General features: G+C 61.3%; 13 protein-coding genes and 1 pseudogene. 9 read left to right on the top strand and 5 right to left on the bottom strand.

Going from position 1 to position 14,766, the window contains the following annotated elements:
• Nucleotides 1-8 precede the first annotated feature (8 nt).
• The gene (locus ACIQV9_RS06085; protein ID WP_403099261.1) at nt 9-2,168 is read left to right on the top strand and encodes a type I secretion system permease/ATPase; all 2,160 of its coding nucleotides are present in this window, start codon (nt 9-11) and stop codon (nt 2,166-2,168) included.
• Nucleotides 2,169-2,177: 9 nt separating this feature from the next.
• Entirely contained in the window at nt 2,178-3,545 is a 1,368-nt protein-coding gene (locus ACIQV9_RS06080) for an HlyD family type I secretion periplasmic adaptor subunit (protein WP_094468566.1), read from the top strand.
• A gap of 128 nt (nt 3,546-3,673) precedes the next feature.
• Here ACIQV9_RS06080 and ACIQV9_RS06075 read toward each other — a convergent pair whose 3' ends face one another.
• Both ACIQV9_RS06075 and ACIQV9_RS06070 read right to left on the bottom strand, forming a co-directional pair.
• Nucleotides 3,674-4,270, bottom strand: a complete 597-nt coding sequence (locus ACIQV9_RS06075; RefSeq protein ID WP_403099258.1) for a tRNA-uridine aminocarboxypropyltransferase — start codon at nt 4,268-4,270, stop codon at nt 3,674-3,676.
• A gap of 4 nt (nt 4,271-4,274) precedes the next feature.
• Entirely contained in the window at nt 4,275-5,168 is an 894-nt protein-coding gene (locus tag ACIQV9_RS06070; RefSeq protein WP_007945995.1) for a LysR family transcriptional regulator, read from the bottom strand.
• Nucleotides 5,169-5,559: 391 nt separating this feature from the next.
• On the opposite strand from ACIQV9_RS06070, the gene speB reads away from it, so the two are divergent.
• From speB to ACIQV9_RS06040, 6 genes are all read left to right on the top strand, one after another.
• Entirely contained in the window at nt 5,560-6,510 is a 951-nt protein-coding gene (gene speB / locus ACIQV9_RS06065; protein ID WP_010462004.1) for an agmatinase, read from the top strand.
• A gap of 9 nt (nt 6,511-6,519) precedes the next feature.
• Nucleotides 6,520-6,927, top strand: coding sequence for a YybH family protein (locus ACIQV9_RS06060; protein WP_403099255.1), 408 nt, complete (start codon nt 6,520-6,522; stop codon nt 6,925-6,927).
• A 54-nt stretch (nt 6,928-6,981) separates the two neighbouring features.
• Nucleotides 6,982-8,493: a purine-cytosine permease family protein gene (locus ACIQV9_RS06055; protein ID WP_403099253.1), complete on the top strand. Its 1,512-nt coding sequence runs from the start codon at nt 6,982-6,984 to the stop codon at nt 8,491-8,493.
• A 191-nt stretch (nt 8,494-8,684) separates the two neighbouring features.
• Nucleotides 8,685-10,064, top strand: coding sequence for a sodium:solute symporter (locus ACIQV9_RS06050; protein ID WP_403099250.1), 1,380 nt, complete (start codon nt 8,685-8,687; stop codon nt 10,062-10,064).
• An 85-nt stretch (nt 10,065-10,149) separates the two neighbouring features.
• Nucleotides 10,150-10,875, top strand: a complete 726-nt coding sequence (locus ACIQV9_RS06045; RefSeq protein WP_403099247.1) for an MBL fold metallo-hydrolase — start codon at nt 10,150-10,152, stop codon at nt 10,873-10,875.
• Between the two features lie 55 nt (nt 10,876-10,930).
• On the top strand, nt 10,931-11,182 hold the full coding sequence (locus tag ACIQV9_RS06040) for a hypothetical protein (protein ID WP_010462011.1): 252 nt from the start codon (nt 10,931-10,933) through the stop codon (nt 11,180-11,182).
• Nucleotides 11,183-11,390: 208 nt separating this feature from the next.
• Here ACIQV9_RS06040 and ACIQV9_RS06035 read toward each other — a convergent pair whose 3' ends face one another.
• Nucleotides 11,391-11,519, bottom strand: a complete 129-nt coding sequence (locus ACIQV9_RS06035; protein ID WP_003184145.1) for a PA1414 family protein — start codon at nt 11,517-11,519, stop codon at nt 11,391-11,393.
• A gap of 139 nt (nt 11,520-11,658) precedes the next feature.
• Nucleotides 11,659-12,552 (bottom strand): LysR substrate-binding domain-containing protein, encoded by an 894-nt coding sequence (locus tag ACIQV9_RS06030; protein WP_403099244.1) that lies wholly within the window; start codon nt 12,550-12,552, stop codon nt 11,659-11,661.
• Between the two features lie 103 nt (nt 12,553-12,655).
• Here ACIQV9_RS06030 and ACIQV9_RS06025 point away from each other — a divergent pair, with 103 nt between their 5' ends.
• Nucleotides 12,656-13,837, top strand: coding sequence for an MFS transporter (locus ACIQV9_RS06025; RefSeq protein ID WP_403099241.1), 1,182 nt, complete (start codon nt 12,656-12,658; stop codon nt 13,835-13,837).
• Here the strand turns inward: ACIQV9_RS06025 and ACIQV9_RS06020 are convergent.
• Nucleotides 13,782-14,713: pseudogene (locus ACIQV9_RS06020) on the bottom strand (DMT family transporter). The gene ACIQV9_RS06025 and the pseudogene ACIQV9_RS06020 overlap by 56 nt on opposite strands.
• Nucleotides 14,714-14,766: the final 53 nt, after the last annotated feature.

Below are 14,766 nucleotides of genomic sequence, written 5' to 3'. Positions count from 1 at the left end.
AGATCAATTTGACCAGCATGGAACCCGGCAACATCGGTGTCGATCCGCGCCTGAGCTTCGATGACCCGCTTCTGGACGGTCTGTTGATCCTCTGCAAACTGCACGGCGCGACGGTCAGTCGCGCCAGCCTGAGTGCCGGGCTGCCCCTGAACAAGCAGCGTTTGAGCCTGGACCTGCTGCCGCGCGCAGCAGCCCGGGCCAGCTTGCAGGCGCGGGTGCTACGTCGCGAACTGGCGGACATTTCCGCGCTCAACCTGCCCGTGATGCTGATCCTCAACAACGGCCGCACCGCCATCTTGCGACGCTTCGGCGATGACGGCCGGTTGCTGATTCTGCCCAGCGAAGCGGACGGTGGCGAACAATGGGTCAGCCGTGAAGAACTGACCGAGAACTACAGTGGCCAGGCGTTGTTCGCCCGGCCACGCCATGAACTTGAAGACCTGCGCTCGCCGCTGGTGCCGCGCGTGGAAGCGTGGTTTCGCGACACCTTGAAGCTTTCGAAATGGCTGTACAGCGATGCGATTCTGGCGAGTTTTCTGATCAACCTTTTGGGGTTGATGGTGCCGCTGTTCGTGATGCAAACCTACGACCGCGTGGTGCCGAATCAGGCCACATCGACCTTGTGGGTGCTGTCGATCGGCTTGCTGATCGGCACCGGTTTCGAACTGGTGCTGCGGGTAGTGCGCGCGCACTTGCTGGACACCGCCGGGAAGAAAACCGACGTGATTCTTTCCGCGACCTTGTTCGAACGCATCACCGGCATGGCGATGAAAGCGCGGCCGGCGACCATCGGCGGTTTCGCCCAGAGCATTCACGACTTCCAGGGCCTGCGCGAATTCCTCACCGCCGTCACGCTGACCAGCCTGATCGACCTGCCCTTTGCCGTGTTGATGCTGGTGGTGATCGGCCTGCTCGGCGGCTGGCTGGTGGTGATTCCATTGTTGGCGTTTCCGATCACGATCATTTTCGCCATGATCATTCAGGTCCGCCTGCGCGACACCGTGCAGAAAAGCCTGAGCCTCGGTGCCGAACGCCAGGCCTTGCTGATCGAAACCCTCGGCGGCCTGGAAACCCTGAAAGCGTGCAGCGCCGAAAGCGAACGCCAGCACAAATGGGAAAGCACCCACGGCGCCCTCACCCGCCTCGACAGCCATGCGCGCAACCTCTCGGCGCTGGCCACCAACGGCACGCTGTTCATCCAGCAATTCTCCGGCATGGCGACCATCGTCGCCGGGGTCTACAGCATCATCGCCGGCAACCTCAGCGTTGGTGCGCTGGTGGCGACCTACATGCTCGGCAGCCGCGTGCTCGCACCCTTGGGGCAGATCGCCGGTTTGATCACCCGCTACCAGCAAGCGCAACTGACCATGAAAAGCACCGATGCGCTGATGTCCTTGCCGCAAGAGCGCGACGCCAACCAGCGGCCGCTGGAGCGCACGCAATTGCAAGGCGCGATGGATGTCAGCGGTGTGACCTTCCACTACAACGGCCAGAACGCCCCGGCCCTGGCCAACGTCAGCTTCAGCGTCAAACCTGGCGAACGGATCGGCATCATCGGCCGCAGCGGCTCGGGCAAAAGCACCCTGGCACGCTTGGTGATGGGGTTTTATGCGCCGGAAGAAGGCCAGTTGCTGCTCGATGGCCTGGACCTGCGGCAACTCGATGTCGCCGACCTGCGCCAGCAAATCGGTTACGTCGCCCATGACCTGCCGCTGCTGGCCGGCAGCCTGCGCGACAACCTGACCCTCGGCGCGCGTTACATCAGCGATTCACGGATGCTCGAAGTCGCCGAACTGACCGGCGTCACCGAGCTGGCGCGTCAGCACCCGCAGGGTTTTGACCGGCCCGTGGGCGAACGCGGGCAGTTGCTGTCTGGCGGTCAACGTCAGGCGGTGCTGCTGGCCCGGGCCTTGTTGCTGGATCCGCCGATCATGCTGCTCGACGAACCCACCAGCGCCATGGACAACAGCAGCGAAGACGTCTTGCGGCAGAAACTCCACGGCTGGGTGCAGGGCAAAACCTTGCTGCTGGTGACTCACCGCACCTCGATGCTCAGCCTGGTGGATCGGCTGCTGGTGCTGGACAACGGGCGGATCGTGGCCGACGGTCCGAAAGAAGCGGTCATCGATGCACTGCGCAAGGGCCGTGTCGGCTCTGCGGCTGTCTAGGAGCTACCCATGGCCCGTTCATCTTCCGACACGCCACAAGACCGGGGCTATTTCGGCAGCTTCGGCAAAACCGCCGAGAGCGAATTCATGCCGGAAACCGCCGGCGCTTCGTTGCAGGATTCGCCGCGCTGGTCGCGAATCACCGTGTGGCTGGCCGCAGCGTTGCTGATTACCGCGCTGGTCTGGGCCAAGTTTGCGGTGCTGCAAGAAGTCACCATGGGCGAAGGCAAGGCGATCCCGTCGAGCAAGGTCCAGGTGATCCAGAACCTTGAGGGCGGCATCGTCACCGAGATCTTCGTGCGCGAAGGGCAAATGGTGAACAAGGGCGACACTTTGCTGCGCCTGGATGACACGCGCTTTCTGTCGAACAAGGGCGAGAGCGAAGCGGATCGTTATGCGTTGACCGCGCAGGTCGAACGTCTGTCCGCTGAAGCGGAAGGCCGGCCGTTCAAGCTGTCGCCTGAAGTGATCGCCAAGGCCCCGCAAGTGGCCGAGGACGAGCGCTCGCTGTACGAACAGCGCCAGCGTCGACTGGCCAGTGAGCAACGGACGCTGAGTGAACAACTGCGGCAGAAAACCCAGGAACTGGCGGAATTCCGCTCCAAGCAGGGGCAGTTCAGTTCGAGCCTGGCCTTGCTGCAACAAGAGATGAACATGTCCGCGCCGCTGGTGGGCACCGGGGCGGTTTCACCCGTGGAAATCCTGCGGCTTAAACGCAGCGCCGTGGAGATTCGCGGCTCGTTGAACGCCACGACGCTGGCAATTCCCCGGGCGGAATCGGCGATCAACGAGATCAAAAGCAAGATTGATGAATCGGAACAATCCTTCCGTTCGGACGCGGCGAAAGAGCTGAATGAAAAACGCACCGACCTGTCGAAAATCACAGCCTCGAGCATCGCCATCGATGACCGCGTGACCCGCACCACCGTAGTGTCGCCGGTGCACGGGATTATCAAGGTGCTGAAGGTCAACACCATCGGCGGTGTGGTTCAACCGGGCAGCGACATGGTGGAAATCGTGCCCATTGAAGACAACTTGCTGATCGAAGCCAAGGTGCGGCCGCAGGACGTGGCGTTCCTGCATCCGGGGCAGAAAGCGATGGTCAAGTTCAGCGCGTACGATTACACGATTTATGGCGGGTTGACTGCGAAGCTGGAGTTGATTGGTGCGGACACGATTACCGATGACAAGGGCAACAGCTTTTATCTGATTCAGGTGAGGACCGACAAAAATCACTTGGGTGGGGATGTGAAACCGTTGCTGATTATTCCGGGGATGGTGGCGACGGTGGATATCATTACCGGGGAGAAAAGCGTGCTGGATTACCTGCTGAAACCGGTGTTGAAAGCCAGGACCGAGGCGATGCGGGAACGGTAGTTTATTGCCGGAATTGTTTGATCGTTCCCACGCTCCGCGTGGGAATGCCGCCCGGGACGCTCCGCGTCCCTTCCCGGATGTGACGCAGAGCGTCACTGGATGCATTCCCACGCGGAGCGTAGGAACGATCATCTGGGCCCATGATTGCGCTGAAAAACCTCCTCCCCCATCGCCGCAATCTGCCCCTCGATCAACGCCTCGAACGGTTTTAACAAGGGTTCAAAAGAGGTCGGCGCTTCCAGTGTCTGCAACGCCTGGACAATCGCCTCCACCGTCGACAACGCCCCCGGTCCCGGGGCCTTGCGCAGTCGATATCTCGACACCCCGCCGTCCGCCAACGTCACCCTCGGCAACGCCGCCAGCAATGGATTGAGGTGCAACATCTTGCGCGCCTTGCGCCAGGTGCCGTCCGGGACGACCAGCAACAGCGGCTGGTCATTCGCGGTGTACGCCTGCAAGGGTTGCGCGTCGTCAGCAGGAAACAACAACCGCGCCTGATACCCCGGCGGATTCAGCAGCACCGGCAAATCCTCGAACACCTCACCGACAATCAACTCGGCATTCTTCAAGCCCAACGCGGCCAGTCGCGCCGTGTTCAGCGCATGGTTCACTTCGCTCGGATGCTGCAACAGCAACACCCGGGTGCGGCTGTCGAGGCTCGGAATCAACGGGCACAGGCAATGGGTTTGTGGGCGCAGGCAGCGTGGACACTGGATTCTGGACATGTTCTCAGGCCTGGTTCAGTTGTGCTTTAAGCAAATCGCGGAAGGTTTGGATCAGCGGCTCACGACTGCGGCCACGGCGCACGATCATCGAGAACGGCGCCTGATAACCGAAGGTCGCGGGCAGCAACACCCGCAAGTCGCCCTTGTCCGCCCAGGCCTGGGCGTAGTGCTCCGGCAGGTAACCGATGTAGGCGCCAGAGAGCACCAGAATCAGCTGCGCCTCCATACTTTCCACGGTGGCGGCGCTGTGCTTGAAACCGTGGCGCGCCAGTTCGGCCTGGCTCCAGTAACCACGACCGACCATGCGTTGCTGAGTGATGACTTGCTCGGGGATGCGCCGTTCGGTGAACAGCGGATGACGGCTGCTGCAATACAGCCAGTGTTGCTCACGGTAGAGCGGCATATAGACCAGACCGCTCATGCGCGTGGAAAACGCACCGATGGCCAGGTCGAGCCTGTTGTCCTGCACGCCGAGCTGCAATTCGTAAGGGCTCATGACCGACAGGTGCAAATGCACGGCCGGGTGCTCCTGGCTGTAGGCACCGATGGCTTCAGCGAACGGCAAGGCCTTGTCGCTGACGGTGGAGTCGATTACGCCGAGGTTCAAGGTGCCGCGCAGTTCACCCTTCAACGCCGCTGCGTATTGTTCGAAGCCTTCGAGTTCGCCGAGCAGGCGCAGGGTTTCCTGATGGAACAACTCGCCTTTGCTGGTCAGGCTGAAACCGCCGCGACCGCGATGGCAGAGCACCAGGCCAAGGGCGGCTTCGAGCTGGCTCATGTAAGTGCTGATGGCCGAGGTCGAGAGGTTGAGCTCTTGCTGGGCGTTGGCGAACCCCTGATGACGGACCACGCTGACGAAAATGCGCAACAGTTTCAGGTCGGGTAAAGCGTTGGCCATGGGTGGGCTCCGGTGACAAGAAAACGCGCAATGCTTTGGGACGATAGAGATCCTGTGGCGAGGGGGCTTGCCCCCGTTGGGTCGCGAAGCGGCCCCAAAACATTCGCCTCAATTGGATCAGGTAGACCACATAGGCAGATTCTGGGGCCGCTGCGCAGCCCAACGGGGGCAAGCCCCCTCGCCACAAAAGCCCTCTCCCACAGGATTCCGTGCATGGGCCCCAAGTCTATCGTCGCCATCGACATTAGTTTAGAAAAATCTGAACTAAGTATTTGCCCGTAGCGATTCTTCCCGGCCACTACATTTCGCAGAATCGGCCCCCAACGGTGCCCGTACCTCCCCGGAGCGGCGCAACCGACATAAATAAAACAACGACGATGAGGCCCTACCCGTGGACAAGATTCTTCACCAACCACTGGGCGGCAATGAAATGCCGCGCTTCGGCGGCATCGCCACCATGATGCGACTCCCCCATTTGCCTACCGCTGCCGGCCTGGATGCTGCCTTTGTTGGCGTCCCGCTGGACATCGGCACCTCGCTGCGCCCCGGCACCCGTTTCGGACCTCGCGAAATCCGCGCTGAATCGGTGATGATCCGCCCCTACAACATGGCCACCGGCGCTGCACCGTTCGACTCGCTGTCGGTTGCCGACATCGGCGACGTGGCGATCAACACGTTCAACCTGCTGGACGCCGTGCGGATCATCGAAGAATCCTACGACGCCATCCTCGAACACAACGTGATCCCGCTGACCCTCGGCGGCGACCACACCATCACCCTGCCGATCCTGCGTGCCATTCACAAGAAGCACGGCAAAGTCGGCCTGGTGCACATCGACGCTCACGCCGATGTGAACGATCACATGTTTGGCGAGAAAGTCGCCCACGGCACCACCTTCCGTCGCGCCGCCGAAGAAGGCCTGATCGATTGCGATCGCGTGGTGCAAATCGGTCTGCGCGCTCAGGGTTACACGTCCGAAGACTTCAACTGGAGCCGTAAACAAGGCTTCCGTGTGGTTCAGGCCGAAGAGTGCTGGCACAAATCCCTGGCACCGCTGATGGCCGAAGTCCGCGAGAAAGTCGGCGGCGGTCCGGTGTACCTGACTTTTGACATCGACGGCATCGATCCGGCTTGGGCGCCAGGTACCGGCACCCCGGAAATCGGTGGTCTGACGACCATTCAGGCGATTGAGATCATTCGCGGCTGCCAAGGCCTCGACCTGATCGGCTGCGATCTGGTAGAAGTCTCGCCCGCCTACGACACCACCGGCAACACCTCGCTACTGGCCGCCAACTTGCTGTACGAAATGCTCTGCGTACTGCCTGGCGTGGCCCACCGCTGAGGATCGGTCATGACCGAACGTGATCAGGTTTTGAAAGCCGCCGCCGATCTGGTGGCGGCCTTTGCCCGTAACGATCGCGAAGCCTACTTCGGCGCGTTCAGCGCCGACGCCAGCTTCGTCTTCTACACCCTCGAACAGCCCCTGCTGTCGCGCGATGCCTATCAGGCGTTGTGGGACACCTGGCGCGCCGAGGATGGCTTCGAAGTGCTTGCGTGCACTTCAAGCAACGCTTTCGTCAGCCTGCAGGGTGACGTGGCGATTTTCATCCATGACGTGGCCACCGAGCTGCGCATGCAAGGGGAGCAACACTTCAGCCAGGAGCGCGAAACGATTGTGTTTCGCCGACAACAACAAGGCCTTTGGCTGGCCTGCCACGAACATTTGTCCGCGATGCCGGAAGGGCTGCCACCCCCTTAGCCAAACAGGTGACGCTCACGCACGATGAGCGCGCCTTTATGATCGGAGCTGATCATGAATAACAACAACAAAGACCAAAGCCTTACGCACATCGAAACCTACGGGGTCGAACAGATCCCGGACAACGAACGCACCGCAGGCCCGACGGACTTGTTCCGGATGATCTTCGGTGGTTCCAACACCTTTGCCACCGCCGTGCTCGGCAGTTTCCCGGTGCTGTTCGGTCTGTCCTTTCAGGCGGGCGTCTGGGCGATTGTGCTGGGCGTGCTGCTGGGCTCGCTGATCCTTGCGCCAATGGGCCTGTTCGGGCCACTCAATGGCACCAATAACGCCGTGTCTTCCGGTGCGCACTTCGGCGTGCACGGGCGGATCGTCGGTTCGTTCCTGTCGCTGTTGACCGCCATCGCCTTCTTCTCGCTCTCGGTGTGGAGTTCGGGTGATGCGCTGATTGGGGGTGCGAAACGCCTGATCGGTCTGCCGGAAACCGACCTGACCCTGGGCCTGGCCTACGGTCTGTTCGCGATCCTGGTGCTGACGGTTTGCATCTATGGCTTTCGCTTCCTGCTGTGGGTCAACAAGATCGCCGTGTGGAGCGCCAGCCTGCTGTTCCTTCTGGGCATCTTCGCGTTCGCAGGTCCTTTCGATGTGAATTACGCCGGCACCGTCAGCCTGGGGCAACCGGGTTTCTGGGCAGCGTTCATCGGTGCTGCACTGGTGGCCATGAGCAACCCGATTTCCTTCGGTGCGTTCCTCGGTGACTGGTCGCGCTACATCCCGCGTGCCACCTCCAAGCGCCGGATCATGGCCGCCGTGGTGATCTCGCAGATCGCGACTTTCATCCCGTTCCTGTTCGGCCTCGCCACCGCCACCATCGTAGCGATCAAGGCACCGGACTACATCGCGGCCAACAACTATGTGGGCGGTCTGCTCGCGGTCTCGCCGAGCTGGTTCTTCCTGCCGGTGTGCCTGATCGCGGTGATCGGCGGCATGTCCACCGGCACCACCTCGCTATATGGCACCGGGCTGGACATGTCCAGCGTGTTCCCTCGGGTGCTGTCGCGGGTCAAGGCGACGTTGTTGATCGGCGTGATGTCGATTGCCTTCATCTTCATCGGCCGCTTTGCGGCGAACCTGGTGCAGAGCGTGTCGACCTTCGCCGTGCTGATCATCACCTGCACCACCCCGTGGATGGTGATCATGATCATCGGCCTGCTGGTGCGCCGTGGCTTCTACTGCCCGGATGACCTGCAAGTGTTCACCCGCGGCGAGAAAGGTGGCCGCTACTGGTTCACCCACGGCTGGAACTGGCGTGGCCTGGGTGCCTGGATCCCGAGTGCGCTGGTGGGTTTGTGCTTTGTGAACCTGCCGGGGCAGTTTGTGGGTGTGCTGGGCGACCTCGCCGGCGGCATCGACATCAGCCTGCCGGTCACCCTCGGCCTGGCCTCGCTGGTGTACCTGACGCTGCTGACCCTGTTCCCGGAACCGGCCGCGGTGTTCGGGCCGAACGATGCACGTAGCAAGGGCACGGATTCGCTCAGTAAGCCGGCGATGCGACAAGCCGCCTGATTCAACGCATTACCTGTGGTCAACGCATGACCTGTGGGAGCGAGGCTTGCCCGCGAAGGCGGCGGCACATTCAACATCAATGTTGACTGACACACCGCTTTCGCGGGCAAGCCTCGCTCCTACAGGAATTGATGTTCCACAGGGATTGATTTTCGCCTCACCATAAAAAAGACAATCGGAGACACGCCATCATGGCTTTGGATTTATTCGTTGTACTCATCTACGCCGCCGCGATGCTGATACTCGGCTACTACGGCATGCGCAAGGCCAAGACCAACGAAGACTTTTTGGTCGCCGGTCGTAACCTCGGCCCGAGCCTGTACATGGGCACCATGGCGGCTACCGTTCTGGGCGGCGCATCCACCGTCGGCACCGTACGCCTGGGCTACGTCCATGGCATCTCCGGTTTCTGGCTCTGCGCCGCACTGGGTTGCGGGATCGTGGCGCTGAACCTGTTCCTCGCCAAACCGCTGCTGAAACTGAAAATCTACACCGTTACCCAGGTGCTGGAAAAACGCTACAACCCGATGGCCCGCACCGCGAGCGCGGTGATCATGCTGGCGTATGCGCTGATGATCGGCGTGGTCTCGATCCTGGCCATTGGCACCGTGCTGCAAGTGCTGTTCGACCTGCCGTTCTGGTTGTCGGTATTGGTCGGCGGTGGCGTGGTGGTGATTTATTCGGCGATCGGCGGCATGTGGTCCCTGACCCTGACCGACATCGTCCAGTTTGTCATCAAGACCGTGGGCCTGATGTTCATCCTGTTGCCAATCTGCCTGTACCGCGTCGGTGGTTGGGACGAGTTGGTGTTGAAACTGCCGGCAACCGCCTTCAGCTTCACCACGATTGGCTGGGACACCATCATCACCTACTTCATGATCTACTTCTTCGGGATCCTGATCGGCCAGGACATCTGGCAGCGTGTGTTCACCGTCAAGAGCGCCAAGGTTGCTCAAGTCGCCGGTACATTCGCAGGCTTCTACTGCATCCTCTACGGACTGGCCTGCGCCCTGATCGGCATGGCCGCTCATGTGCTGATCCCGGACCTGGACAACGTCAACAACGCCTTCGCCGCCATCGTCAAACTGTCCCTGCCGGACGGTATCCGTGGCCTGGTGATCGCCGCTGCACTGGCGGCCATGATGTCCACCGCCAGCGCCGGCCTGCTCGCCGCCGCCACCACCCTGACCGAAGACCTGCTGCCGAAACTGCGCGGCGGTAAACAGTCGAGCCTGGGGATCAACCGCCTGTTCACCCTGCTGACCGGCATCGTGGTTCTCGGCATCGCGCTGGTAGTCAACGACGTGATCAGCGCGCTGACCCTGGCCTACAACCTGTTGGTGGGCGGCATGCTGATCCCGCTGATCGGTGCAATCTTCTGGAAACGCGCAACCACCGCCGGCGCTATCGCCAGCATGGGCATGGGCTTTGCCACCGCGCTGCTGTTCATGTTCAAGGACGGTATGGACGCCAACACCCCGATCTATTACAGCCTCGGCGTTGGTCTGGTGAGCTTCGTTGTGGTCAGCTTGCTGTCCCCGCGTCCAGCAGCGGTGGCCAGCGCCGCCTAAGCTGAACATAACGACTTGATGCTTTCTTCGACGGGTGTGGCGTCGGTTGCCACACCCGTTTTTTTTCGTCTGGGGAAAACTGTTGATGAAGATTGTTTCTCGCGATCAGTGGTTCGAGGTCAAACAGCTGAGTGACGGCATTCGGCTGATTCACGAGCCTTACATTCGGCCCTTCTATCGCTGCAACCTGTGGCACATTCAGGGTCGCGACAAGGACTTGCTGCTGGACAGCGGTTCCGGGCTGGTGAGCCTGCGCGAACAGTTGCCGTGGATCACCGAGCGGCCGCTGGTGGCGGTGGCCAGTCATTGCCATTTCGACCACATCGCCGGCCATCACGAATTTCCCGAGCGCCTGGTGCATCCCGCCGAAGCTGACATCCTGGCGGCACCTGACGGCGAAAACGATTTGAGCCGGGCTTTTGTCGGTGACGAGATGTTCGAGGCTCACCCTGACTGCCCGTTGTGCTACGCCGAGTATCGAGTCAAAGCCGCCCCGGCCACGGGGATGATTGAAGAAGGCGACGTGCTGGATCTGGGCAATCGCGTGCTGCAAGTGCTGCACACGCCAGGACATTCCCCCGGCGGCATCAGTCTGTTTGAAGCCGCGACCGAGACCCTGTTCAGCGGCGACATCATTTACGACGGTCCGCTGATCGAAGACGCCTACCATTCCAATCTCGACGACTACGCCCGCAGCCTGCAGCGCTTGCGCGCGTTGCCGATCCGCACGGTGCATGGCGGGCATTTCGGGAGTTTCTCCGGGGAGCATTTGCGCACGATGATTGACGAGTGGCAGCGCTCACACGCCTGAAGCCTGCTGTACTCAAGCCCAGGGAAAACAACAATAACGCCCTCGAAGAACAACCATGAAAAGAGCTGCCGTTCGTGCTGCCGTGCATCGCTTCATCAGTCGCCTGCTGGAGGGTCAGGATGACTTCGACGACAACGCCAGCCTGGCGCAGTTGGGATTGGATAAACAGGATATCGAAGAGCTGATCTTCCATCTGGAGGATGAGCTGGGGTTGACGGCGTTTACGGCGGAAGAAGACCGGATGCTCAAGGACGCCAGGACGGCGAATGATTTGAGTCGGTTTTTGGTGGAGATTGGGCGGCATTGATATGGTTTCAAGTACAGCCGAATACCTGTGGCGAGGGGGCTTGCCCCCGTCCGGCTGCGCAGCAGTCGTAAATCGGCTGATGCGGTCAGCCTGATTCAACCGGGGTAAATGGTTTTGGGGCTGCTTCGCAACCCAACGGGGGCAAGCCCCCTCGCCACAACAGCCCACTCACCACAACAGGCCGTTCGCCACGGGCCCCGTGTTGCAGTTACCGACGGCGCGGCTGGCGTCGACGCTGTTCGTCGTCCGTGCGAATTGGCACAGGTTGCAGAGGCGGTTCGATCAAACCGAGTGCAACACCCAGATCGTGCAGCCAGTTTTGGATTTTCTCTTTCATGGTGCCCCCTTCAGGGTAGTGCCGAGCGGCTGAAATTCTGTAGCCCCTTCGCACTGATAATAGTCCGAAGTCCTACGCAATGCTCAGCCAAATCCGCAATGATCTGTTACTGAATTGATCAAAATACCTGACCGATAGTTCAAGCAATCGCCGAAGCCTGCACCAGAGCCGATGGATAGACCACTTGTTGCTGCTCAATCCACGCGTTCAGGTTGGCCCCGAGCATGCCTTTGCGCCACATCAACCAGGTCGTCGCGCGGGCAAACGGCTCCGCCAACGGGTGCACGGTCACGCTCTCGCGGCCCGGCAGGCTGGCGAGCATCGACTCCGACATCAGCGCCACGCCCGAGCCGGCAATCACACACGCCAGCATGCCCGGGTAGGATTCGATCTCCATCGCCCGGCCCATGGCCGCGTGGTCATGGGCGAACCAGGCTTCAAGACGCATCCGGTAGGAACAGCCCTGACGAAAGGTAAACACCGACCGCCCCTCCACATCCAGTGCGCTGCGCACCGGAGGGTGATCGGCCTCGCTGATCAGCACCAGCCGTTCGTCGCATAACGGCACGCCGTCCAGACCAGCCAGTTCCAGCGGGCCATCCACCAAGGCGGCATCGAGACGACCGGTGAGCAGGCCTTCAAGCAATTCGCCGCTGGGCCCGGACTGCACTTGCAGGTTCACCGCCGGGTAAGTGCGGTGATAACGCGCCAACAACCCCGGCAAATGAATCGCCGCCGTGCTGTACATGGTGCCCAACACGAAGTCCCCGGCCGGTTGCCCGCCCTGCACCGCCGCCTGGGCTTCGTCGCGCAAGTTGAACAGCTTGGCGGTGTAGTCCAGCAGGACTTTTCCCGCAGGTGACAACTGCAAACGCTGACGCTCGCGGACGAAGAGTTCTACGCCGAGCTGTTCTTCAAGTTGCTTGAGCCGCGTCGACAGGTTCGACGGCACCCGGTGCAACCGTTCGGCAGCACGGGTGATCGAGCCCTCTTGCGCCACGGCCTGGAAGATTCGTAACTGGCTGAACTCCACAACCTTCTCCAAATCAGAACAAGTTACTCACTATTATTCATTTCTAAAGAATGTCAATCAGTCCTAGCCTGACGGTCATTGAGCCTTTGCCGGAATTCAGACCATGTCTCCCTTGATTCGCTTATTCGCCAGTTTTATTGCCCTGATGATGGCCATGGGTATCGGGCGTTTCGCCCTCACGCCGCAAATGCCGCACTTGCTCAGTGAAGGTCAGATCGACTTGACCGCCGCCGGTCTGATTGCCGCCGCCAACTACCTCGGCTACTTCGTCGGTGCCGTCGACGCCATGTTCTCCCGCCGTCCCGAACAGGTCCGTCGGCGACTGCTCGGTGGTCTGTGGCTGTGTGTGCTGCTGACACTGGCGTCGTTCTGGGCCAACGGGTTCTGGTCGCATTTGGTGCTGCGATTCGGTACCGGCGTGGCCAGCGCCTGGGTATTGGTGATGATCACGGCGTTGAGCCAGCCACTGGCCGCGGCAGCCGGTCGCCCCCGACTGGGCGCCCTGGTATTCGCCGGACCGGGTTTGGGGATTTTTCTGACAGGATTGTTGGCCTTGGGCTCGCACCTGCTGGGGCAGACTTCTGCAACCTTGTGGCTGGTATATGCCGGTGTCGCCCTGGCAATGCTGCTCGGAATTCTGCCGTTTTTGCCGCAATCGAGCGCGACTGTCGTTGTCGCACCGAGCGCAACCACGTCCAGCCATCATGGCATTGATCGTCTAGGTTTGATCTACGGGTTGTACGGTCTGGGCTACATCCTCCCCGCCACTTTCCTTTCGCAAATGGCCAGCGCCCAATTCCATGGTCAGTGGCAAGCCGACCTGTTCTGGCCGTGCTTCGGCCTGGCGTCGGCTATCGGGGTGGTGCTGGTCAGTCTGCGTCGTCAATCCCCGAATGGCACTCGCCACTGGCTGATGGCGACGTTGTGGCTGCAAGCCGCCGGCGTCTTTGCCTGCCTGTTGGGCAGCGGGCCCGGACTGGCGCTGGGGGTGATTCTTTGCGGCACGCCGTTCCTGGCCTGCATGCAATTGGTGATGCAACGTTCCCGGGAACTGGCGCCCCACGCCACCCAACGCAACGCCGGGCTGCTGACGGCTTGCTTTGCCGTGGGTCAGCTCGCCGGGCCGTTACTGGCAGCCACGAGCAGCCATTTCAGCGGTGGTTTGCAGCCAGCGCTGGTGGTCGCCGGCAGCGGTTTGCTCGTGGCCGGCGGGCTGTTACTGCGCCCGATCAGTGCTGCCCAAGGGCTTTGCGCAAACGACGGCGCACCCACTGCTCAGCGCTGACAAACGTGATGCCCAGCAGCACCAGCACCGCGCCGATGACGAAGTTCAGGCTCAGCTCTTCACCGAGTAACAGCACGCCGAACGTGACGCCGAACAGCGGCGTCATGAACGAAAACACGGCCAGGTTCGCCGCCAGATAACGGCGCAACAGCCAGAACCACGTCAGGTAGCTGAAGAACGACACCACCAATCCCTGGAACAGCACACTCGCCACCGCCACGGTGGTCAGGCTGACGTGGGTCACCTGACCGCTGAGGATCGCGATCAGCAACAGCCCGACGAATCCGACGATCAGTTGATAGAACAGGGTCAGCGTCACCGGAGCTTCCGACAGCCGCGAGGCGCGCACCACCACCGTGGTCGCGCCCCAGGATGCACCGGCCAGCACGCCCAACGCGTCGCCCATCAACATGCGGTGATCGAGGTTGTCCCAGGACACGCCGCCGGCAAACGCGATGGCGATCCCGACGAACGCGAGGAAAATCCCCAGCCACTGCACGGGTCTCAAACGTTCGCTCGGCAGCAGCCAGTGCACGCCAACGCGGTGAAAATCGGCGCGGTGTAAAGGAACACCGACATGTGCGCCGCCGTGGTCAGTTGCAAGCCTTCGGAAATGAAGTAGAACTCCAGGCCAAACAACGCACCGGCCAGCAAGCCACCGCGCCAAGTGCTGCTGACCTGGTCCCAGCCGCCCTTCCAGCAGATCAACAGTCCTACAAGCAACGCGGAAATACCCGACCGCCCCGCCGCTTGCATGACCGGCGCGATATCGGGCGCCGCCCATTTGATCATCACTTGCTGCACGCCCCAGATCAGGCACAACCCGATCATCACTTGCAGGGCAAACCCATCGGCGCTACGCCGGGTGGCGCTCACAGGAACACCTCGACAACAACAAACATGGCAGTGACTCGACAGTAAAAACAAAG

Source organism: Pseudomonas sp. NPDC099000 (genome assembly GCF_044759925.1).
Lineage (GTDB): Bacteria > Pseudomonadota > Gammaproteobacteria > Pseudomonadales > Pseudomonadaceae > Aquipseudomonas.
This window is presented reverse-complemented; position numbering and strand designations above follow the sequence as displayed.

What these genes read in the sequence shown, in the direction of transcription:
- ACIQV9_RS06045 (WP_403099247.1), top strand. Translation starts at nt 10,150, where the DNA reads ATGAAGATTGTTTCTCGCGATCAGTGGTTCGAGGTCAAACAGCTGAGT.
- ACIQV9_RS06075 (WP_403099258.1), bottom strand. Translation starts at nt 4,270, where the DNA reads ATGTCCAGAATCCAGTGTCCACGCTGCCTGCGCCCACAAACCCATTGC.
- ACIQV9_RS06060 (WP_403099255.1), top strand. Translation starts at nt 6,520, where the DNA reads ATGACCGAACGTGATCAGGTTTTGAAAGCCGCCGCCGATCTGGTGGCG.
- ACIQV9_RS06070 (WP_007945995.1), bottom strand. Translation starts at nt 5,168, where the DNA reads ATGGCCAACGCTTTACCCGACCTGAAACTGTTGCGCATTTTCGTCAGC.
- ACIQV9_RS06040 (WP_010462011.1), top strand. Translation starts at nt 10,931, where the DNA reads ATGAAAAGAGCTGCCGTTCGTGCTGCCGTGCATCGCTTCATCAGTCGC.
- ACIQV9_RS06035 (WP_003184145.1), bottom strand. Translation starts at nt 11,519, where the DNA reads ATGAAAGAGAAAATCCAAAACTGGCTGCACGATCTGGGTGTTGCACTC.
- ACIQV9_RS06050 (WP_403099250.1), top strand. Translation starts at nt 8,685, where the DNA reads ATGGCTTTGGATTTATTCGTTGTACTCATCTACGCCGCCGCGATGCTG.
- ACIQV9_RS06080 (WP_094468566.1), top strand. Translation starts at nt 2,178, where the DNA reads ATGGCCCGTTCATCTTCCGACACGCCACAAGACCGGGGCTATTTCGGC.
- ACIQV9_RS06025 (WP_403099241.1), top strand. Translation starts at nt 12,656, where the DNA reads ATGTCTCCCTTGATTCGCTTATTCGCCAGTTTTATTGCCCTGATGATG.
- ACIQV9_RS06055 (WP_403099253.1), top strand. Translation starts at nt 6,982, where the DNA reads ATGAATAACAACAACAAAGACCAAAGCCTTACGCACATCGAAACCTAC.